The sequence below is a fragment of the Luteitalea pratensis genome (assembly GCF_001618865.1).
Classification (GTDB): Bacteria; Acidobacteriota; Vicinamibacteria; order Vicinamibacterales; family Vicinamibacteraceae; genus Luteitalea; species Luteitalea pratensis.
Genome location: NZ_CP015136.1, coordinates 629,738 through 650,000, shown reverse-complemented (window position 1 = coordinate 650,000; position 20,263 = coordinate 629,738). Strand labels below are relative to the sequence as shown.

General features: G+C 67.9%; 20 protein-coding genes (1 of these 20 only partly in view). 8 read left to right on the top strand and 12 right to left on the bottom strand.

Annotated elements, in window-relative coordinates:
* Positions 1-950 carry the 5' portion of a tyrosine--tRNA ligase gene (gene tyrS / locus LuPra_RS02745; protein WP_110169342.1) on the bottom strand. Its footprint begins 262 nt before the window's first position, so only the first 950 of its 1,212 coding nucleotides appear in the window; the start codon lies at positions 948-950; its stop codon lies beyond the left edge, outside the window.
* 132 nt (positions 951-1,082) lie between these two features.
* Here tyrS and LuPra_RS02740 point away from each other — a divergent pair, with 132 nt between their 5' ends.
* The 3 genes from LuPra_RS02740 (at position 1,083) to LuPra_RS02730 (ending at position 3,094) form a co-directional block, all read left to right on the top strand.
* Entirely contained in the window at positions 1,083-1,589 is a 507-nt protein-coding gene (locus tag LuPra_RS02740) for a PilZ domain-containing protein (RefSeq protein WP_157898658.1), read from the top strand.
* A 50-nt stretch (positions 1,590-1,639) separates the two neighbouring features.
* The gene (locus LuPra_RS02735; protein ID WP_157898657.1) at positions 1,640-2,110 is read left to right on the top strand and encodes a PilZ domain-containing protein; all 471 of its coding nucleotides are present in this window, start codon (positions 1,640-1,642) and stop codon (positions 2,108-2,110) included.
* Positions 2,111-2,251: 141 nt separating this feature from the next.
* Entirely contained in the window at positions 2,252-3,094 is an 843-nt protein-coding gene (locus LuPra_RS02730; protein ID WP_110169339.1) for a metallophosphoesterase, read from the top strand.
* Between the two features lie 240 nt (positions 3,095-3,334).
* On the opposite strand, the gene purN is transcribed toward LuPra_RS02730, so the two are convergent.
* Positions 3,335-3,982: a phosphoribosylglycinamide formyltransferase gene (gene purN / locus LuPra_RS02725; protein ID WP_234800690.1), complete on the bottom strand. Its 648-nt coding sequence runs from the start codon at positions 3,980-3,982 to the stop codon at positions 3,335-3,337.
* A 208-nt stretch (positions 3,983-4,190) separates the two neighbouring features.
* Here purN and LuPra_RS02720 point away from each other — a divergent pair, with 208 nt between their 5' ends.
* The gene (locus LuPra_RS02720) at positions 4,191-5,657 is read left to right on the top strand and encodes a response regulator (protein WP_110169338.1); all 1,467 of its coding nucleotides are present in this window, start codon (positions 4,191-4,193) and stop codon (positions 5,655-5,657) included.
* 105 nt (positions 5,658-5,762) lie between these two features.
* Here the strand turns inward: LuPra_RS02720 and purM are convergent, their stop codons facing one another.
* Genes purM through LuPra_RS02675 form a run of 9 tightly spaced genes read right to left on the bottom strand, consistent with a single transcriptional unit; the run spans position 5,763 to position 15,721 of the window.
* The gene (purM, locus tag LuPra_RS02715; RefSeq protein ID WP_110169337.1) at positions 5,763-6,794 is read right to left on the bottom strand and encodes a phosphoribosylformylglycinamidine cyclo-ligase; all 1,032 of its coding nucleotides are present in this window, start codon (positions 6,792-6,794) and stop codon (positions 5,763-5,765) included.
* A 57-nt stretch (positions 6,795-6,851) separates the two neighbouring features.
* Entirely contained in the window at positions 6,852-8,135 is a 1,284-nt protein-coding gene (locus LuPra_RS02710) for a HEAT repeat domain-containing protein (RefSeq protein ID WP_110169336.1), read from the bottom strand.
* A gap of 1 nt (position 8,136) precedes the next feature.
* Entirely contained in the window at positions 8,137-9,567 is a 1,431-nt protein-coding gene (gene purF, locus LuPra_RS02705; protein WP_234800689.1) for an amidophosphoribosyltransferase, read from the bottom strand.
* Between the two features lie 25 nt (positions 9,568-9,592).
* On the bottom strand, positions 9,593-11,833 hold the full coding sequence (gene purL, locus LuPra_RS02700) for a phosphoribosylformylglycinamidine synthase subunit PurL (protein WP_110169334.1): 2,241 nt from the start codon (positions 11,831-11,833) through the stop codon (positions 9,593-9,595).
* Positions 11,834-11,864: 31 nt separating this feature from the next.
* Complete coding sequence (locus LuPra_RS02695; protein ID WP_110169333.1) at positions 11,865-12,059, bottom strand: hypothetical protein; 195 nt, start codon at positions 12,057-12,059, stop codon at positions 11,865-11,867.
* Between the two features lie 19 nt (positions 12,060-12,078).
* Complete coding sequence (purQ, locus tag LuPra_RS02690) at positions 12,079-12,780, bottom strand: phosphoribosylformylglycinamidine synthase subunit PurQ (RefSeq protein ID WP_110169332.1); 702 nt, start codon at positions 12,778-12,780, stop codon at positions 12,079-12,081.
* 14 nt (positions 12,781-12,794) lie between these two features.
* A complete protein-coding gene (gene purS / locus LuPra_RS02685; protein ID WP_110169331.1) occupies positions 12,795-13,055 on the bottom strand; it encodes a phosphoribosylformylglycinamidine synthase subunit PurS in 261 nt (86 codons plus the stop codon).
* 37 nt (positions 13,056-13,092) lie between these two features.
* Positions 13,093-14,421 (bottom strand): adenylosuccinate lyase, encoded by a 1,329-nt coding sequence (gene purB, locus LuPra_RS02680; protein WP_110169330.1) that lies wholly within the window; start codon positions 14,419-14,421, stop codon positions 13,093-13,095.
* Positions 14,422-14,461: 40 nt separating this feature from the next.
* The gene (locus LuPra_RS02675) at positions 14,462-15,721 is read right to left on the bottom strand and encodes a M16 family metallopeptidase (protein WP_110169329.1); all 1,260 of its coding nucleotides are present in this window, start codon (positions 15,719-15,721) and stop codon (positions 14,462-14,464) included.
* A 209-nt stretch (positions 15,722-15,930) separates the two neighbouring features.
* Here LuPra_RS02675 and rlmN point away from each other — a divergent pair, with 209 nt between their 5' ends.
* Positions 15,931-17,013 (top strand): dual-specificity RNA methyltransferase RlmN, encoded by a 1,083-nt coding sequence (gene rlmN / locus LuPra_RS02670; RefSeq protein WP_110169328.1) that lies wholly within the window; start codon positions 15,931-15,933, stop codon positions 17,011-17,013.
* A 73-nt stretch (positions 17,014-17,086) separates the two neighbouring features.
* On the opposite strand, the gene purD is transcribed toward rlmN, so the two are convergent.
* Entirely contained in the window at positions 17,087-18,454 is a 1,368-nt protein-coding gene (gene purD / locus LuPra_RS02665; protein WP_110169327.1) for a phosphoribosylamine--glycine ligase, read from the bottom strand.
* Positions 18,455-18,524: 70 nt separating this feature from the next.
* Here purD and rpsU point away from each other — a divergent pair, with 70 nt between their 5' ends.
* The 3 genes from rpsU (at position 18,525) to LuPra_RS02650 (ending at position 20,241) form a co-directional block, all read left to right on the top strand.
* Positions 18,525-18,722 carry a 30S ribosomal protein S21 gene (gene rpsU / locus LuPra_RS02660; protein WP_110169326.1) on the top strand — a complete coding sequence of 66 codons (198 nt, stop codon included), beginning with the start codon at positions 18,525-18,527 and terminating at the stop codon, positions 18,720-18,722.
* A 200-nt stretch (positions 18,723-18,922) separates the two neighbouring features.
* The gene (locus tag LuPra_RS02655) at positions 18,923-19,264 is read left to right on the top strand and encodes an STAS domain-containing protein (RefSeq protein WP_110169325.1); all 342 of its coding nucleotides are present in this window, start codon (positions 18,923-18,925) and stop codon (positions 19,262-19,264) included.
* A 26-nt stretch (positions 19,265-19,290) separates the two neighbouring features.
* Positions 19,291-20,241: a decaprenyl-phosphate phosphoribosyltransferase gene (locus LuPra_RS02650; RefSeq protein ID WP_234800688.1), complete on the top strand. Its 951-nt coding sequence runs from the start codon at positions 19,291-19,293 to the stop codon at positions 20,239-20,241.
* Positions 20,242-20,263 lie beyond the last annotated feature (22 nt).

Below are 20,263 nucleotides of genomic sequence, written 5' to 3'. Positions count from 1 at the left end.
TGCTCGGCAGCGTCGGCCGCCGCCGCGCCGTGGTAGTCGGCCACGATCCGGCGGCCCAGCTCGTACCGCAGGTCGGACGAGGTCGTCTCCCCGGACGCAAATCGACGCTGCCGCTCGGCAATCGCCGCCGGCGTCAAGTCGGTGAGCAGCGTGAAGTACATCCACATCACCTCGTCGGTGCCGCGGAATTGCTCCACGATCTTGCGCAGCATTTCCTCGGGCGGCTCGTTGATCCCGACGTAGTTGCCGAGGCTCTTGGACATCTTCTCCACGCCGTCGAGACCGATCAGCAGCGGCGTCGTGAGGATGATCTGCGCCGGCAGGCCATACGCGGGCATGATGTCGCGGCCGACATTGAGATTGAACAGCTGATCGGTGCCGCCGAGTTCGACGTCGGCCTTCAAAAACACCGAGTCGTAGCCCTGGCTCAACGGGTACAGGAACTCGTGCAACGCGATCGGCTGCCCGCTGTCGTACCGCTGGCGGAATTCCCGGCGTTCCAGCATCTGCGCGACGTTGTATTGCGCCGCCAGCTTCACCCAGTCGACGCTTGTCAGCGTGCCCAGCCAGCGGCTGTTGAAATCGACGATCGTCCTCTCCGGGTCGAGGATGCGGAAGACCTGCTGCCGGTAGGTATCGGCATTGGCCTGCACAGCCTCGGCCGTCAACGGCGGTCGCGTCTTCGATCGCCCGGTCGGATCGCCGATGAGTCCGGTGAAGTCGCCGATCAGGAACACCACGGTATGGCCCATCTCCTGGAAGTGCTTCATCTTGCGAATCAGCACGGTGTGGCCCAGGTGCAGGTCAGGCGCAGTGGGATCGAAACCGACCTTGACGACCAGCGGACGCCCGCTCGCCTGCGCTTCCGCGAGCCGCGACCGCAGGTCGGCGGCACGCACGACGTCCACGCAGCCGCGCGTCAGATAGGCAAGATGCTCCTCGAGCTCCATCGGCACGTACTATAGCCGCCCCTTGCCTCCACCCCGGCGCCTCGATCGCTGGTTCAAGGGCGTGCGTCGCGAGCCGATTTCCCCATGACAGGCGATGGCGCGCCCCCTGTCCGCCGTCTCTCCGAGGAACCGATGATCAGACGTGACGACACCAGCGACGAGAGCGACGACCGCCGCAGCCATCCGCGCCTTCCCGCACGCCTGCTCCCGACGCTGTCGGCCCAATTGAGCGGCGGCTCCAAGGTGACGCTGCTCGACCTGTCGCAGCATGGCGTACGCCTCGAGACGACGCGACACATGCGGCCCGGGCAGATGGTGAGCTTGCGCTTCTCCATCGATGACCAGATCGTCACGATCAACGCTTCCGTGGTTCGAGCCTCGATCGTGCGCGTCGGCGCCGAAGAGGTGCGTTACGAGACGGGCCTCCGGCTGAGCGACGAGTTCTCCTGCGATCAGTTGCAGGTCGCCCTTGTCGAGCAGCAAGGCACGAACGAGTCGAGCGTGCCCGAAGACGTCGCGTGCCCCGAGCCGTTCGTGTTCGCGGCAGTCGAGAATGCGGCGGGACACGTGGATTCGAGTCGCGGCTGGTGGCTCTCCGGCAACCGGACCGAGCGGCCCGCCAGCCTCGAAGGCCGCTGAGGAACACGACCATCGTGCCGGGCCAACGCCCGCTTGTCACAGGAGACGCCGTGTCCCAGAAGGACGCCGAGAATCGCCGTCAGCATCGCCGGATACCTGCCACGTCGCTGCCGTCCCTGACGGCACGGATGAGCGGCGGAGCCGCCGTGAAGCTGCTCGACGTCTCCAGGCGTGGCGTGCGGCTCGAGACCAACCTGCACATGCGGCCGGGACAGAGGGTCTGCATCCGCTTTGTCGCCGCCGATGCCACCGTCACCCTGACGGCGGCGGTCGTCCGGGCCACGGTGGCACACGTCGAATCGGACGGGATCCGCTACGAAACGGCGTTGTCGCTGGCCGGCGACCTCCTCCTCTGCGACCAACTGCACGAAGCCGCAATGCAGGAACCCGAGTCGCCCGATGCCGGGCCACCCACCCCTACCCAGAACGGACTCCGCGCGATCGTCGACTACACCGTGATCGTGCGCGGCGGACCGGATAGGTCGGCCTTGCTCGAAGGCCTCCAGAACAACAGCTGGTAACCCGATCATGCGCGGCGCTCTCGGCACACGCGTTCGTGTGTCGGCCTGTCCGGTGAGGGGCTCGTCGGCCTCGCCTCGCAGGATCTCGAGTCGTCTCGCACGCGGCCTGACCCCACGCCGTCTGCGGCGTAGGATAGGGCGATGGTTGGCCGATCCTCGCGTGGCGTGAGCCGCCGTACCGTGCTCCGCGTCGCGACCGGCGTCACGGCTGGTCTCGTCGTCGGCGAGTTCGCCTACGGGAGCCTGTACGGGCGGCTTCATCTCGGGGTCACGCGCGCCGAGGTGCCATGCGGGGCACTGCCGCAGGCGCTCGACGGACTTCGGATCGGCCTGATCACCGACACTCACCACAGCACGTTCACGTCGCTGTCGTTCATCGATGAAGCGGTGACCCTGTTGCAGGCAGAGGCACCGGACATGGTGGTCCTCGGCGGGGACTACGTGACCCTTCGCAACCGGCGGTACATTCCCGATGCTGCGGCACCATTTGCGCGCCTGAGCGCGCCGCAGGGCGTGTTCGGGATTCTCGGCAACCACGACGACGGCGTCGAAATGCCGCACGTCCTGCGCCGGGCCGGCGTCGCGGTCCTCGACGACGCGAGGACGCGCCTGACGGTGCGCGGAGAGGTCGTCGACCTGATCGGCATCGACTACTGGACCCGCAGGATCGACGACATCCGGCGCGTCGCCCGCGGGCACGCCCCGTTCTCGATCCTGCTGGCGCACGACCCGCGACGGCTGCACGAAGCCGCGGCCCTGCGCCTGCCCCTCGTCCTCTCGGGACACACGCATGGTGGACAGGTCTCGATGCCGGTGATCGGCGCGGTCGCGGCGCGAAAGTTCCCCGTCGCGGCGGGGATCGGCCGCAAGGGCGAGACCTCGCTGTTCGTGAGCCGCGGTGTCGGCACCGTCCTTCTGCCCTGCCGCATCGATTGCCCGCCGGAGGTGGCCGTGGTCACCTTGCGCCGCGCGCCGGCTGCCTGAGGCTACCGAGGCCGGGCTCCACCTCCGCGTAGCCGCGGGACTTCCGCCTTCGCCGAGGCTACGGCGGACAAGTCGTCCCGCGCAACGCGCCGGACAAGTGGTCTATGGCGCCAGCGCCACCACCGGTCACGATACGCGGCCCAGGTAGCCGGCAGGCTGTAGGCCGTAGGCGGCGAATATCGTTGGAGTCCGGCGCCTACGAGATTCGTTGGAGTCCGGCGAGTCGGAGAGGCACCGGTCCTACCGCGAGCGACAGACGAAGCGGCGCCCCTCGACATGCCACGTCGCGTCGAGAACGCGCGTTATGGCCTCGGTATAGATGCGGTGCTCCTCGACCAGGATGCGCGCCGCCAACGAGGCGGGCGTGTCGTCGTCGAGGACCGCAACCGTGGCTTGCGCGACGATCGGGCCGGCATCGAGTTCCGGCGTCACGAGATGGACCGTGGCCCCCGCCACCTTGACGCCGTGCGTCCATGCCTGGTGCTGGGCGTCGACGCCGGGGAAGGCGGGCAGCAGGGATGGATGTACGTTCAGGACCGGCCCCGGCGCACGCTCCAGGAAGAACGGGCTCAGGATGCGCATGAATCCGGCGAGGCAGATGACCGAGGCGCCCGCCTCGACGAGCCGTGCCACCAGGGCTTGCTCGAAAGCGGCGCGCGACTCGAACCGCTTGTGCTCGATGACGGCGGTTGGAATGCCGGCGGTACGTGCATGCTCGAGGCCGCCTGCGTCCGGCCGGTTCGAGATGACCACGCCGACCCGTGCGGCGAGCCGGCCGTCGCCGATGGCGCGGATGATCGCGTGGAGGTTGCTGCCGCGGCCGGAGATGAGGACGCCAAGCACCGGCACGGCGCTATCGATGGGAGGGATGGCCGGTCCGTTGGTCATGGGCGCTCAAGGATAGAACGGCAGCGGCCGATTCCCGCGCTACCATACAAGCCTCGCCTTCGATGAGCCCACGCTCTGCGGTGAGCAAACCCGGGGCGGCGGCCATGTCTGCCGGGGAACGCAGACAGACGATGCGCGACGGGCCTTGTTCGTCGCTCCGGAGGCCCAGCTGCATGACAGGGACAGTCACGCAGGTCGTGCGGTTCAAATGAAGGTACTGCTGCTGTCGACGCGCCCGTTGGGCGCGGCCGAGATCGACCGCGTGCTGCTGTCGGGTCTTAACCCGTCGGCCTTGGACGTGTGTCCCTCCGTGAACCTCGCACTGACGCGGCTCGAGACGTTCCCGCCCGACCTCGTGATCGTCAACCTTCCGGAAGGCGACGCGGGCGACGCGGTGCGTCGGCTGCAGGCACGAAGCCCGGGAGTCCCGATCGTGGTGGTGGCTCCGCCCTCCGGGCTCGACGAGTCCGCTGACCAGTCCGTGAATGCCGGTGGCGCGCAGGTTGCCGTCGAGCACAACGGCACCGATGCCACAACCGACATCGACGTCGACGTGCTGACCCGCTCGGCGCCCGACACGACGCGTCCATCTCCGGGAGCCGAGATCCACATCACCAACGCGGCCCTGGCGGAGGCGCGCGAGGAACTCGACTCGCTCGCGCGCGGCGGCGTGACCGATGCCCTCGACGCCGAGACCCGCTGGCTGCTCTACGAGGTGGCATCCATCGGTCACGTGTCGACGACACTCGAGGGCGACATCCTCGCGTCCAACGATATCGCCGCCCAGTTGCTCGGGCACTTCTCGCCCGATGCGCTCGAAGCCGTCGGTGAGATGCCACGCCCGCTGCTACAGGCGGCAGGGGCGTACCCGCAGCGACCCTCACGCTTCGAGCTGTGCCTGCAGCACGGAACGGATGGCCCGCTGCACTGGATCGTCGGCCTTGCCCTGCCGCAGGGTGGCGCGCCGGTGACCGTGACGTGGTTCCTGATCGACGTCAGCGAGCAGCGCCTGCAGGCACGACGTGCCCGCTTCCTCAGGCGCATGGACGCGTTGACCCACGTGCTGTCGGCAGCGACAGCGGAATGCGCAACGCTCCTCGATACCGGCAGCCGGGCCCTGTCCACCGCCCGCTCGAAGATTTCCGACGATGTCGACGTCGAGCAGGCGATGCACGCGTTGTCGCGGACGCATGCGGTGCTGGCACAGCTCGCGGGGTTCGCGCGGCGCCGCGCACGACGACCGTCGCTCCGCGAACTGCGTGCGCTGCTCGACCAGATCAGCCCGGTGCTTGTGCACGTCATCGGCGATGACGTGACGTGGACCATGTCCACCGGCGATGAGCCGTTGTACGCATCGCTGGATTCGTCCGAACTCGAACAGTGCATGACCGCCATCGTCACGCAGGGGCGCGAGGCGCTGCCGCTCGGCGGACAGATGAAGCTGTCGCTCACCGCGACCGTGCAGGACGGCACGAGCGAAGACGGCCGCGGCGCCAGGCCGGAGATCGTGATCGCGATCGAGTTGCAGGGCTACGGACTGCAGCCCGTCGTCGTGCCACCCACCGTGCAGACCCAGGTGATGAGACTCGGCGCCGAGTTCGTGCACGAGCAACCGGATCACCTCACCAATCGCCTCGTGCTCCGGCTCCCCCGCGTCTTCCTGACCGGAACCTGATCGCCCGGCCCCGCCTGCTCGCACCGGGCATCAGGTCTCAGGTCTCAGGCATCAGGCATCAGGCATCAGGCATCAGGCATCAGGCATGAGGCATGACGTCAGGCGTCAATGACCCACGTACTGCACGCTGCGATCGCCACTGACGATCTCCCCGATGACGGCGCCTTCGGACTCACCGGCCTCGGACAAGCGCTCCAGCACGTGATTGACCTGCTGGGCGGGCACGGCCAGCACCATCCCGATCCCCATGTTGAACGTGCGCCACGCGTCGGCGTCGGGGACGTCCCCCCTGCGCACGAGCCATGTGAACAGCGCCGGCACTTCCCAGGACGAACGGTCGATACGCGCTGACGTGCCTTCCGGAAGCACGCGCGGAACGTTGTCGGTGAGCCCGCCGCCGGTGATGTGCGCCATGCCGTTGATCAGGCCGTCGCGAACGAGCGGCAGCACCGGATTCAGGTACGAGCGGTGCGGCCGCAGCAACGCTTCGCCGATGCCGACACCGAGCTCCGGGATGTGATCGTGGATGCCGAGCATCAGCGTGTCGAAGGCGATGCGCCGGGCCAGCGAGTACCCATTGGTATGCAGCCCGGTCGAGGGCAGCCCGATGAGGGCGTCGCCGACACGGATGCGGTCGCCCGTGAGCACCAGCGGCCGCTCCACCACGCCGACGATGAACCCGGCGAGGTCGTACTCCCGGTTGGCGTAGAAGCCCGGCATCTCCGCCGTCTCGCCGCCCAGCAATGCGCAGCCGTTGGCCTTGCACGCGCGGGCCAGGCCGTCGACGATGTCGACCGCGATATCGGGCGAGAGGCGCCCGGTCGCGAGGTAGTCGAGGAAGAACAGCGGCCGCGCGCCCTGCACCAGGATGTCGTTGACGCAATGGTTGACGAGGTCCTCGCCGATGGTGGTGTGGCGGTTCAGCATGAACGCCACCTTCAGCTTGGTCCCGACTCCATCGGCGCTGGCCACGAGCACGGGGTCGGACGCCCCGGCCGCCTGCATGTGGAACAGCCCGCCGAACGACCCGATATCGGAGAGCACGCCAGGGGTGAAGGTCCCCTGCGCCAACCCGCGGATGCGGTTCACCACTTCATGCCCCGCGTCGATGTCCACCCCTGCCGACTTGTAGTCCATGCGTCTTTCCTCCGCCGCGGCCGCGCACGTCGCGCAGACCGACGCGGTTGCCGAAACTCAGAATTCCAGAGCGGTGATGAGGACCTGCGCCGCGGCGCGTACGGGCGCCTCGGGCGAGGCCTCCCAGTACTGCCGTCGCACCGTTGCGAAGAAGCGCTCCTCCGCGTAGTCCTCTTCGAGCATATCGAAGGCGTCACGAAGCAGGAGCGTGGCACCCTGCCGCGGCAGGTCGGGCACGATGGCGAGCAGTTGTCCCGGGTTGCGCATCACGGCCCGGCCGGTGGCCAGTGCGATGGGTGCGCGTACAGGGTCGTTGGCGGGCATGCCCAGCGCAAACAGCGCCGGCAGGGCCTCGGCGCGACCGATGGCCGAGAGATCGGCCAGCGCGGTGGCCGACGAACGGGCCAGTTCCTGGTAACCGAGGTTGTTCGCCGCGAACTCGAGCGACTCCTTGACGAAGCGGGCGTGCCCGTCGCAGTTGCTGCCGAGGCCGCAGATGGCGGCGGCGACCGTCGGCTGCAGTTCGCGACTCCCGGCGCGCTGCACCGCCACGAGCGTCGGCAGCCCGCGCTTGTCGCCAATCAGGCCGATCGCCCTCACCGCGTCGTCCTGCAGCGGGCCTTCCAGCTGGGCGATCTTCGCGAGGTCGTCGAGCGCGTACGCCGCCTTGTGAGCGCCAAGGGCCTCGATCACCGCCGATCGGAAGAAATCGACGCCACGCATGACCTCACGCCTCAGGACCGCCTGGACCTTCGGATCCGCGCCGTGCGCGGCGATGGCGTGGATCAGCGAGGGACGCACGAACTCGGCCTGCTCGCGATCGAGCGCCTGCAGAAGCTTTGGCGCGAGAGCTGGATCGGGATGGTCCTCGACGTACGCGTACGCGACCTCGCGCAGGCGGTCGTTCTCGTCGGCGAGCGCGTCGAGGAACACCGGCCTCGTCTTCGGGTCGTTGAAGCCCGAGAGCAGGACGAGAGCGCGGAAGCGGACGTAGCCGTCGGCGTGGCGGCGGGCGGCCTCGACGAGCATCGGCACGACGGCGGCGGCAGGGGCGCGGCGGAGCGTCGCCGACGCCTCGGCACGCGTCTGATAATCGAGTTTGCCCAGCTTGTCGATCGCCGCCTGCAGTACCGCGCGGTCCGACGTCGGCGCCGCCGGCGGCGTCCCCGGTTTGGTCGTCGCAGGCGCTATCGGCGCGGCAGGAGTTGGCCCCTTCGGCGTGGGCGGTCGGACCGGCTGGGTGCCGGCCACGGGTGGCGTCTGGGCGCAGAGCGGCGTCGTGCCAGTGCCCAGGGCGAACAGCGTGGCCAGCGCGACGACTGACGAACGGACGCGGATCACGTCAGACCTGCTCCTCGAGCACCAGACCCGGCTTGTCGAGCTTCAGCGCGAGCTGCAGGTACGCATCCTGATCCTTCGGGAACTCGATGGGATAGGTGCCCGTGTAACACGACGTGCAGTAATGCGTGCGCTCCGGTGTCACGGCGCCGAGCATGCCATCGAGGCTCAGGTACGCAAGCGAGTCGGCATCGAGGTAGGTCCGGATCTCCTCGAGGGTGTGCGTGGCGGCGATGAGTTCGGAGCGCCGTGGCGTGTCGACGCCGTAGAAGCATGGAGAAATCGTCGGCGGGCAGCTGATGCGCATGTGCACTTCACGCGCGCCGGCGGCCTTCACCATGCGGACGATCTTCCGGCTCGTCGTGCCGCGCACGATCGAGTCGTCGATGAGCACGACCCGGCGGCCCTCGAGAATGCTTCGGACCGGATTGAGCTTCACCCGCACGCCGAAATGGCGGATCGACTGCTGCGGCTGGATGAAGGTGCGGCCGACGTAATGGTTGCGGATCAGGCCCATTCGCATCGGGATGCCCGACATCTCGGAGAACCCGATCGCCGCGCAGACGCCGGAGTCGGGAATCGGCACGATCACGTCGGCTTCGACCATCGACTCCTGGGCCAGTTGTCGGCCCATGGCCGTGCGCGCCTCGTTCACGCTGCGCCCGAAGACGTAGCTGTCTGGGCGCGCGAAGTACACGTGCTCGAACACGCAATGCAAGCGCGCGGCCGGAGGGAACGGCTTGTGCGAGACGAGGCCTGCCTCGGTGATCACGACCACCTCGCCCGGTTCGACGTCGCGAACGTATGTGGCGCCAATCAGGTCGAGCGCGCACGTCTCGGAACAGGCGATCCACGCCTCGCCGAGGCGGCCGAGCGCGAGCGGGCGGAACCCGTGCGGGTCTCGCGCCGCGATCAGGCGATCGGGCGACATCATGAGAATCGAGTAGGCGCCCTGGACCTGTGCAAGTGACTCGATGGCCGCCTGTTCCTGCGACGGCGCTTGGGTGCGGGCATAGAGGTGAAGGACGACCTCCGTGTCGCTGCTCGTCTGGAAGATCGAGCCCTTCGAGACCAGGTCGCGCCGGATCTCGCCCGCGTTCACCAGGTTGCCATTGTGGCAGATCGACATCTGGCCGTGCACGCAGTCGATGAGGAAGGGCTGCGCGTTCTCGAGACGACTTTCACCGGCTGTCGAGTACCGGGTATGGCCGATCGCGCTGGAACCGGTCAGGCCCGACAGGGTGCGATCGTCGAAGATGTCGGCGACGTAACCCATGCCGCGCGCCACGGTCACATGATGGCCGTCGGCGGCGGCGATGCCGGCACTTTCCTGGCCACGGTGCTGCAGGGCATAGAGCCCCAGGTACGTCAGGTTGGCTGCTTCGGAATGACCGAAGATGCCAAAGACGCCGCATTCTTCCTTGAGCTCGTCCACCTGACCTCCGCCTTCCAACAAACCTTCATGCGCGCGCTGGCGACGCCAACGCGTCCTCGAGAGCATGCGCCCACACCGAGTGCAGTTCGCCCACGGCCATGGTCAATGGCGCGTCGCCATCCACGTTGACCGTCAACACACCGCCGCCGGTCGTGCCGATGACCGTCGCCTCGACCCCCGCCGCGGCCGCCCTGTCCAGCACCGCCGCCAGGTACCGCGGCTCGACGCCCAGGATCACTCTGCCCGCCGATTCGCTGAACAGCGTCGCATGCGCGACGGGCACGCCCGCCGGCCCGGTCACGCCCGCCACCTCGACGATGGCGCCGACAGGCGTGTCTCCGAACGTGCACTCCGCGAGCGCAACCGCGATCCCGCCCTCCGAGCAATCATGCGCCGACGCGACCAGTCTCTCGCCGACAAGCTGCGGCAGCAGCGCATGCAGCGCACATTCGTGCGCGAGGTCGAGCGCCGGCGGCAAGCCGCGGACCTGGCCATGAATCCGCTGCAGGTACTCGGTCGCGCCGAGTTCGGCGCGCGTCTCGCCAAGCAGCACGATCTTCAGACCGTCCGAGGGGAAGGTCTGGCCGACCACCGTCGACGCATCCTCGATCAGGCCGACAATGCCCAGCACCGGCGTGGGATAGATGGCCTTGCCATCGGTCTCGTTGTAGAGGCTGACGTTGCCGCCGGTGATCGGCACGTCGAAGGCCCGGCAGGCCTCGCCGATGCCGGCCACGGCCTCCACGAACTGCCACATGATCTCCGGCTTCTCGGGGTTGCCGAAGTTCAGGTTGTTGGTGGCGCCGATGGGGACGCCTCCCGCCAGCGCGACATTGCGTGCCGCTTCCGCAACCGCGAGCATCGCGCCCCGCTTCGGATCGGTCTGGCCGTAGCGCCCGTTGCCGTCGAGTGACATCGCCAGGGCCCGGTTGGTCCCCTTCACGCGCACGACCGGAGTCCCTCGGCCCGCAAGGCACAACGTGTTGGTGCGCACCATGTGGTCGTACTGCCGGTAGATCCACTGCTTGCTGGCGATCGTCGGCGACGCGAGCAGCGTCGTCAGCACATCGGCCGTCGACGGGAACGTCTTGAAGTGCGACGGCTGCAGCTGCTGGATGTCGTCGAGCCAGTCGGGTCGTTGCGACGGCCGGTCGTACAGCGGCGCCTCGTCGGCCAGCGCCCGTGCCGGCACCTCGGCGACCACCGTGCCGTTCTCGCGCACCCGCACGAGTCCGTCATCGGTGACCCGGCCGATGCACACGGCGTGAAGGTCCCACTTCTCGAAGATTCGCTCGACGTCGGCCTCGCGCCCTTCGTGGACGACAAAGAGCATGCGCTCCTGCGACTCCGACAACATGATCTCGTACGGCGACATGCCGGTCTCGCGCTGCGGGACCGTCGTCACCTCGACGTCCATGCCCATGTGGCCGCGAGCGCTCATCTCGGAAGTCGCGCACGAGAGGCCGGCCGCGCCCATGTCCTGCAACCCGACGAGTGCCCCGGTCTTCAACACCTCGAGACAGGCCTCGAGCAGCAGTTTCTCCATGAACGGATCGCCGACCTGCACCGCCGGCCGCTTCTCTGCCGACGCGTCATCGAACTCCGCCGACGCCATCGTCGCGCCGTGGATGCCGTCCCGGCCAGTACTCGCGCCGACGTAGTACACGGAGTTGCCGACGCCTTCGGCCTTGCCCTTGACGATGCCGTCTGCCGGAGCGATGCCCAGGCAGAACACGTTGACCAGGGGGTTGCCCGCGTAGCACGGATCGAAGAACGCCTCGCCGCCGACAGTCGGGATACCGATGCTGTTGCCGTACCCGGCGATGCCCGCGACCACGCCGGTGACGACGCGGCGCGTGCCCGGCTGCGCGAGATCGCCGAAGCGCAGGGAGTCGAGCAGCGCGATCGGCCGCGCGCCCATCGTGAAGATGTCGCGGATGATCCCGCCGACGCCCGTCGCCGCGCCCTGGTAGGGCTCGATGAACGACGGGTGGTTGTGACTCTCGATCTTGAAGACGGCGGCCAGGCCGTCGCCGATGTCCACCGCGCCGGCGTTCTCGCCAGGGCCCTGCAGCACGCGCGGTCCCTGCGTCGGCAGCGTCTTCAGGTGGATGCGCGAACTCTTGTAGCTGCAGTGCTCGGACCACATCACCGAGAACATGCCGAGCTCGGTCATGTTCGGCTCGCGGCCGAGGATGCCAACGATGCGGGCGTATTCGTCTTCCTTGAGGCCGTGGCGGGCGAGGACGTCGGGCGTGATGGGCATGGTCAGATGTCGAGACTCGGACGCCGGGTCGTCAACGGGACAACCGGCGAAGGAAAATGGCGGCGACCACGACGTCCATGACCGCGGCGAGCACGAGAACCGCCGTCAGCGGCATCGGATCGATGCCGAGGTCGATCGTGCCCGTCCAGACAAGGGCCGCAAACACGAGCAACAGCGCGGACGACGCCAGCACCGCATGGACCACCGTCATCTTCGACTCGGCCATGGTTGCGTCTCCGGGCCACCTAAACGGCGCCAACCGTCAGGCGGCGCAGCACCGACTCGAACAGCACGAGGCCATCGTCGCTGCCGAGCACCTGCTCGCAGGCGCGCTCCGGGTGCGGCATGAGGCCCACCACGTTGCGGGTCGCGTTGCAGACGCCGGCGATGTTGTTCATCGAGCCATTGCAGTTGGCCTCTGGCGTGACCTCACCGGCCGCCGTCGCGTAGCGGAAGATGACCTGCCGCTGCGTCTCGATCCGATCGAGCACGTCGGAATCGGCGAAGTACTGCCCCTCGCCGTGTGCAATCGGCAGGCTGAGCACCTGTCCAGCGGTGCCGGCCTGCGTGAAGGGCGTGTCCACCTGCTCGACACGCACGTTGACGTGCTCACAGCGGAACTGCACCTGCCGGTTCCGGATCAGCGCGCCCTCGAGCAGGCCCGCCTCGCACAGGATCTGGAAGCCGTTGCAGATGCCGAGCACGGGGCCGCCCTGCGCGGCAAACGCCGTCACGGCCTGCATCACCGGCGAGAAGCGCGCGATGGCGCCCGTACGCAGGTAGTCGCCGTACGAGAAGCCGCCGGGGAGGATGACGACATCGGCCCCCTGCAGCGACGTGTCCTTGTGCCACAGGAACTCGGCCGGCTGGCCGAGCACGTGCTTCACGGCGTGATAGGCGTCGTGATCGCAGTTGGATCCGGGAAAGACGACGACCGCGAACTTCATGGGCGTGCTCCCTTTCAGGCGACCGGCGCCGGCGCTTCGATCCGAAAGCTTTCGATGACCGGGTTCGCGAGCAGCTTGCCCGAGACCTCACGTACGAGCGTCTCGGCGCCAGCCGTATCGGCGGCGTCGACCTGCACCTCGAAGTACTTGCCCTGCCTGACATCGGCGACGGCCGGGTAGCCCATGCCGTGCAGCGACTCGACGATCGTACGGCCTTGTGGATCGAACACGGAGGGCTTGAGGGTGACGAAGACTCGGACGGTGAAGAGGGCCATAGCGGGATCGGGAGTCGGGAATCGGGAGTCGGGAGTGTCAGGAACTCAGGAACTCAGGAGTCTGGGCCGGTTCGGCGCCGAAGACACGAGTGAAAAGCGTGTCCACGTGGCGCAGTTGCTCGTCGAGGCTGAAGGTGCGGTCGATCTCGTCGCGGGTCAGCACGCCCATGATGTCGGCATCGGCCAGCAGCAGCTCACGGAAGTCCCGCTGTTGGTGGAACGACTGCATCGCGTTGCGCTGCACCCACAGATACGCCTGCTCACGCGACAGTCCACGCCTGGCTAGTTCGAGCAGGATCTGGCCGGAAAAGACCACGCCCCGCGATCGCGCGATGTTCTCGAGCATCCGCTCCGGGTACGCCACCATGCCGGCGACGATGCGGGTGAAGCGCCGGATAATGTGGTCGAGGGCGAGGAAGCTGTCGGGCAGGATGACGCGCTCGACCGACGAGTGCGAGATGTCGCGCTCGTGCCACAGCGCGACGTTCTCGAGGGCGGCGACGGCGTTGCCGCGGACCACGCGCGCGAGGCCGCACACCTGTTCACAGCCGACGGGGTTGCGCTTGTGCGGCATTGCCGAGGAACCCTTCTGGCCCTTGCCGAACGGTTCCTCCACTTCGCCGAGCTCCGTCTTCTGGAGGCCGCGAATCTCGAGCGCGAACTTCTCCAGCGAGGCCGCCGTGATCGCGAGCGTGGTCATCAGCTCGGCGTGGCGATCGCGTTGGATCACCTGTGTGGCAATTGGCGCGGGCACGAGCCCGAGCCGTTGGCATACGCCGGCTTCGATCTCCGGTGGCAGGTGGGCAAAGGTCCCGACGGCGCCGGAAATCTTGCCGACGCTGACCGCCTCGCGCGCCCGCCGGACGCGGACGATATCGCGCTGCACCTCGGCGAACCAGAGCGCGAGCTTGAGTCCCAGCGTCATCGGCTCGGCATGGACGCCGTGTGTGCGGCCCATCATCGGCGTCCGCTTGTGCTCCAACGCGCGCAGCTTGATGGCCGCGGCCAGCGCGTCGAGGTCCTCGAGAATGAGGTCGCACGCCTCGCGCATCTGGAGGGCCAGCGCCGTGTCGACGACGTCGGAGGACGTCAGGCCGAAATGCAGCCAGCGCGCCGCCGGACCCACGTGCTCGGCGACGGCGGTCGTGAACGCGATGACGTCGTGCTGCGTCGTCTGCTCGATCTCGTCGATGCGGGCGATGTCGAAGCTGGCCTTCTCGCGAAGCTCGCGAGCGGCATCGGCAGGCACGATGCCGGCCTCCGCCATGGTGTCGGTGGCCGCGAGTTCGACGGCCAGCCAGGTCTCGAAGCGGCGTTGCTCGGCCCAGATGGCGGACATGGCCGGCTGTGCGTAGCGTCGGATCATCGTGTGGTCTGGCGGCTCCCGTGCCGCCGCCGATCGGTGCCTAGGCCACCGCGAGCCGCGTGAAGTCGAGCGCGGCCGGCCCGGCCGGCCCGAGCACCGTCACCCCGACGGCGTCCTGCGTGAACAACTCGCCGGCCACGCGCTGCACGTCCGCCGCGGTGGCGTTCTCGATGCCGGCGATGATTTCGTCGAGCGTGACGTGGCGGCCGAAGTACATCTCCTGCCGCGCGAGGTGCGTCATGCGGCTCGAGGTGCTCTCGAGGCTCAGCATGAGGCTGCCCTTCAGGTGATCCTTGGCTCGGCGCAGTTCGTCCTCGCCGACGACGGCGGCGCGCATGGTCCGCAGTTCCTGCGCCACCAGTTCCACGACTTCGGGCACGCTCTCGGCGGCGCAGCCGGCATAGACCGAGAGCATCCCCGTGTCGCGGTAGGACGACACGCCGCTGAACACCGCGTATGCCAGGCCGCGTTGCTCGCGAATGGTCTGGAACAGGCGCGAACTCATCGACCCGCCAAGGATGACGTTCAGCAGGTAGGCCGGATAGCGGTCGACGTGCGCCTGCGGAAAGGCCGGAGTGCCGATGACGATGTGGCTCTGCTCGAGATCCTTGATGCGCTCGATCTGGGGAGGACGGGGCGACGGCGCCTCTTCCTGCCAGTCCGCCCCGGCGTCGGGCACCGCGCCGAACGCCTCTTCGACCATCGCGCGAAGACGCGCGTGCTCGAAGTTGCCTGCAGCCGACACGATCAGGTTGCGGCCGACGTAGGCACGCCGGAAGTACGTAAACAGCACGTCCTGGGTGAATGCCCCGACCGTCTCGGGCGTGCCGAGGATCGGCCGGCCGAGCGGATGGTCGCGCCAGTACTGCTCGGTGAACAGCTCGTGGACCAGATCGTCGGGGGTGTCCTCGACCATCTTGATCTCCTCGAGGATCACCTTCTTCTCGCGTTCAATCTCGTCGATCGGAAACGCCGGGTGCAGCACCAGGTCCGACAGGATGTCGAAGGCCCGCGGCAGGTGCTCGTCCATCACCTTGATGTAGTAGCCGGCGTATTCCTTGGACGTGAAGGCGTCGAGGTTGCCGCCCATCGAGTCGAACTGCTGCGCGATTTCCTGCGCGCTGCGCCGCTCGCTGCCCTTGAAGAGCATGTGCTCGATGAAGTGCGCGATGCCACCTTGCTCGGGGTCTTCGTGGCGGGAGCCGCGCGCGAGCCACACGCCAAGACTCACCGAGCGGACATGGGGCATCGTCTCGGTGACGAGCCGGACGCCGTTCGGGAGTGTGTCGTGAACAATCATCGTCAGGAGTGCCCGTGCCCCGTCAGGGTGCGCGGCACAGCCGAGAAACCCTGATCATAGCAGGATAAATTGGTAGGGACCGCTCTCCGAGCGGTCCACCGCCGTTTGCGAGCACCATCCCTCATCGCGCTGCCGTCGCGGACATGGACGCCTCGGAGAGGCATCCCTCCCTGCTCCATAGCCTGTAGGCTGTAGGCTGTAGGCTACAGATGTCCGACCTCGACGCCCCAGTGCCGTCCCCCTCGCCCACCGGGTTGACCGACCTGGCCGGGCTGACTCCGGACGAGCTGTCTGCGCTGGTGGTCGAGCTGGGCGGCAAGGCCTTCCAGGGGCGGCAGCTCTTCAGGTGGATTCACCGAAAGGGGATCACCGACTTCGCGGCCATGACCAACCTGCCGAAAGACCTTCGCGCCAGGCTGGCCGGGCAGGCCGTCATCAGCACGCCCGAGGTGGTCCGCAAGGACGTCTCCTCCGACGGCACGACCAAGCTCCTGCTGCGCCTGCGCGACGGCCGCCAGATCGAAGCCGTCTTCATCCCCGACACGCCGTCGCAGACCTTTTGCATCTCCACGCAGGTCGGCTGCGCCATGAAATGCGGGTTCTGCCTGACGGGAACCATGGGCCTCGCCCGGCACCTGACGGCGGGCGAGATCGCGGGCCAGGTCCGTGTCCTCGCCGCGGAACTCGGCTTCCTCGACACCCCCTTCAACATCGTCGTCATGGGCATGGGCGAGCCGTTGCACAACTACGACGCGACGATGAAGGCGCTGCAGTTGGTGGGCAGCGAGGAGGGGCTGCACGTGTCGCCGCGGCGGGTCACGCTCTCCACCGTGGGCGTGCTCCCGGGGCTGGAACGGCTGGCGCAAGAGGCGTACATGCCCAACCTGGCGATCTCGCTGCACGCCACGACCGAGGCGCAACGCGATCTGCTCGTCCCCATCAACCGCAAGTACTCGCTGGCGCAGTTGATGGACGCGTGCCGCAAGTTCCCGCTGAAGAAGCGCAGCCGGATCACCTTCGAGTACGTGATGGTGGCCGGGGTGAACGACACCATCGAGGACGCGCGACGGCTGGTGCGGCTCCTGAACGGCCTGAAGGCCAAGGTCAACCTGCTGCCGCTGAACGAAGCCGCCGGCATCCCCTATTCCCGTCCGTCGGACGAGCGCGTCGACGCCTTCGCGCAGGTGCTCGCGAACGCCCACATCACCGTCTCGGTGCGTAAGAGCCGCGGCCGGGACATCAGGGCGGCGTGTGGGCAATTGGCCGTGGAGGAACCCGCGTCGCAGTTGTAGCCGTCGACCTTCAGGTCGACGGTCACCGGCGACGGTCGAGCAAGCTCGACCGCTACGTCCCGATTCGCAAGCGTCAAACGTATCTGGCCGCGATATCCGTCCGGAAGTGCATGGCCTCGAACGAGATACAGGCGACGGCGGCGTAAGCGCGATCGCGCGCGTCGCGCAGCGTGCCGCCAGCGCCGACGACGGTCAACACCCGCCCGCCAGATGTGACCACTGCGTCTTGCGCTGGCTCGCCGGACTTGGCGCTCTCACCGCGGACTTGCCCGCCGACTTGCCCGCCGTAGCCTTGGCGGAGGCGGGAGCCTTGGCGGAGGCGGGAGCCTTGGCGAAGGCGGGTCCCCGCGTGCAAGACGAGCACGCCTTCCAGATGCTCCGCGGCGTCGATGCCGGTGATGGCGTGTCCGGTTGTCATCGGGCCGGGATAGCCGCCCGAGGCGAGGACCACACCGACACGCGTGCCGCTCGGCCGCGGCAGCGGGTCGCTCGGGAGTCGTCCAGATGCGGCGGCCACCAGCAGCGGCGCCAGGTCGACGCCGAGCAGCGGCAGCACGACCTGCGCTTCCGGGTCGCCGAACCTCACGTTGAACTCGATCACCTTCGGGCCTTCGGCCGTGAGCATCAGGCCGCAGTAGAGGATGCCCGCGAAGGGCGTCCCCTCGACCCGCATGCCGGTCAGCACCGGGTCGACGACGGTCCGCATCACCCGATCGATGAGCGCGTCGTCGACGAGGGGGCTGGGTGCGAGGGCGCCCATGCCGCCCGTGTTCGGCCCTTCGTCGTTGTCGAACGCCCGCTTGTGGTCCTGTGCCGATCCGATGAAGAGGCCGCGTGCGCCGTCGCACAGCACGAAGAAGGAGACTTCCGGGCCGGTCAAGCACTCCTCGACCACCACGATGCTGCCCGCCGAGCCGAACGCCCCCTGTCGCATCGCCGCGTCGACCGCTGCGAGGGCTTCGGCTGCCGTCGTGGCCACGGTGACGCCCTTGCCCGCGGCAAGACCGTCGGCCTTGATCACCACCGGGGCGCCGAATGCGGCGACGGCGGCGTCGGCGTCCTCCGCCGTGGTGCAGATCCGGGCCCGGGCGGTGGGTACGCCGTGCCGTTCCATGAAAGCCTTCGAGTACGCCTTGCTGGTCTCGAGCCTGGCGGCGGCCTGCGACGGCCCGAAGACCGCGACGCCGGCATCCCGGAGCGCGTCGGACACTCCCGCGGCCAGCGGCTGTTCCGGACCAATCACGACGAAATCCACCGCTTCGGCCTGCACGAACGCGGTGACGTCGGCCGGCGAGAGGATGTCCATCGCCACGTTTCGGGCGCAGGCAGCGGTGCCGGGGTTGCCAGGGGCGCATAGCACTTCGCTCACCCCGGCCTCCTGCCGGAGCTTCCAGGCGAGCGCGTGTTCACGCCCCCCGCTGCCGAGGACCAGGACCTTCATGTGTTACGCTTTCGGTTTCGTCGGCCGGGAACGGCCGACCCCATCGCCATGCGGGAGGAGGTGAGTCGACGTGGCCGAAGTCAAGGTGCAGGAAGGTGAATCGATCGAAAGCGCCCTGCGACGCTTCAAGCGCAAGGTGCAGCAGGAAGATATCATCAAGGACATCAAGAAACACTCGTTCTACCTGAAGCCGGGCGACAAGCGTCGCGCCAAGCAGGCCCTCGCCCGCAAGCGGAGCCGTAAGAAGCAACGCCGCGAGACGGAGTAGCAACCGGGACCCGCCCTTCGCCTCGTCCGAATGGCAGTCGGCGGCGGCTGGAAGTGATTCCGGTTCGCCGCCGTTTTTCATGCCGCGACGCGCTCGGCGGGGCTTCTTGACCCTGTGCTCGGCTTGGTGCTACTGTCAGCGCTCTTGCGGCAAGATTTCCCTGAATTTGCAAGGGATTTACACGGAGCGGGAGAGACGCGATGCAGATTGAAGAGCGGGTCGTCGGCGGAGTGACGATTCTGGACCTCTCGGGCAAGATGACGCTCGGCGAAGGGGACGAACTGCTGCGCGAGAAGATCGCGAGCCTGGTCAATGCCGGCCAGAAGAGTTTGTTACTCAACCTCGATGGCGTGCCCTACATCGACAGCGCGGGCCTCGGCGAGATGGTGCGCTCGTACACGACCGTGAGTCGTCAGGGCGGCAAGCTCAAGCTCCTGAACCTCACCAAGCGCATCGAAGATCTCCTCTCGATTACCAAGCTGCTGACCGTGTTCGAGACCTTCGACAGCGAAGCCGAAGCCATCCAGAGTTACGCGGCCTAGGCCGGATCTGGTTGTTCGCGGGCGACTTGCACGCCCAGCGACGCATCGCGTTGACCACCTCGCACGCACCCGGCACGCCGCGACCCTCCGTCGCGGCGTCGCTGTTTCTGGCCCTTCGTCCCGCCCAGTGGACCAAGAACCTCATCGTCTTTGCCGCGCTGATCTTCGGCCAGCGGCTGCTGGACGTCGATTCCGTGGTGCGCGCCGCGGTGGCGTTTCTCGCCTTCTGCGCACTGTCTGGCGTCGTCTACATCCTCAACGACGTGGTGGACCGCGAGGCGGATCGCCAACATCCGCTGAAGCGGTTCCGGCCGATTGCCGCCGGGCACCTGTCGGTGACGCTCGCGCTCACCACGGCGGGTGTGCTGCTGACCGGGGCCCTGCTCGCGTCGCTGTGGCTGGGGCCGGCCTTCCTCGTCCATGCCGCGGCCTACGTCCTGCTCCAGGTCGCCTACTCGCTCGGTCTGAAGCGTCAGGTCATCCTCGACGTGCTCTCGATTGCGCTCGGTTTCGTGATCCGTGCGTCTGCGGGCGGCGCGGCCATCCACGTGCCGGTCAGCCAGTGGCTCTTGGTCTGCACCATCCTGCTGGCGCTGTTCCTGGCGCTGGCCAAGCGACGCCACGAAATCACCCTCCTCGGCGAGGACGCGGCGCGACACCGCGCCATCCTCGGGGAATACACGCCCTACCTCGTGGACCAGATGATCTCCGTGGTCACGGCGTCCACCTTGATGGGGTATGCGTTCTACACGGTCAGCAGCGACACGACCGAGCGGTTCGGCACGAAGTGGCTCGGGCTGACGCTGCCGTTCCCCCTGTACGGCATCTTCCGGTACCTTTACCTGGTCCATCGCCGCAGCCAGGGCGGCAGTCCGACGGAGCTATTGCTCGCGGACCGGCCGCTGCTGCTGTGCGTGGCCCTCTGGGGCGCGACCACCATCGCGCTGATCTACCATCCGTGGACACTCGCCCGATGACCCGCGCCTTGCGCGGCGGCCC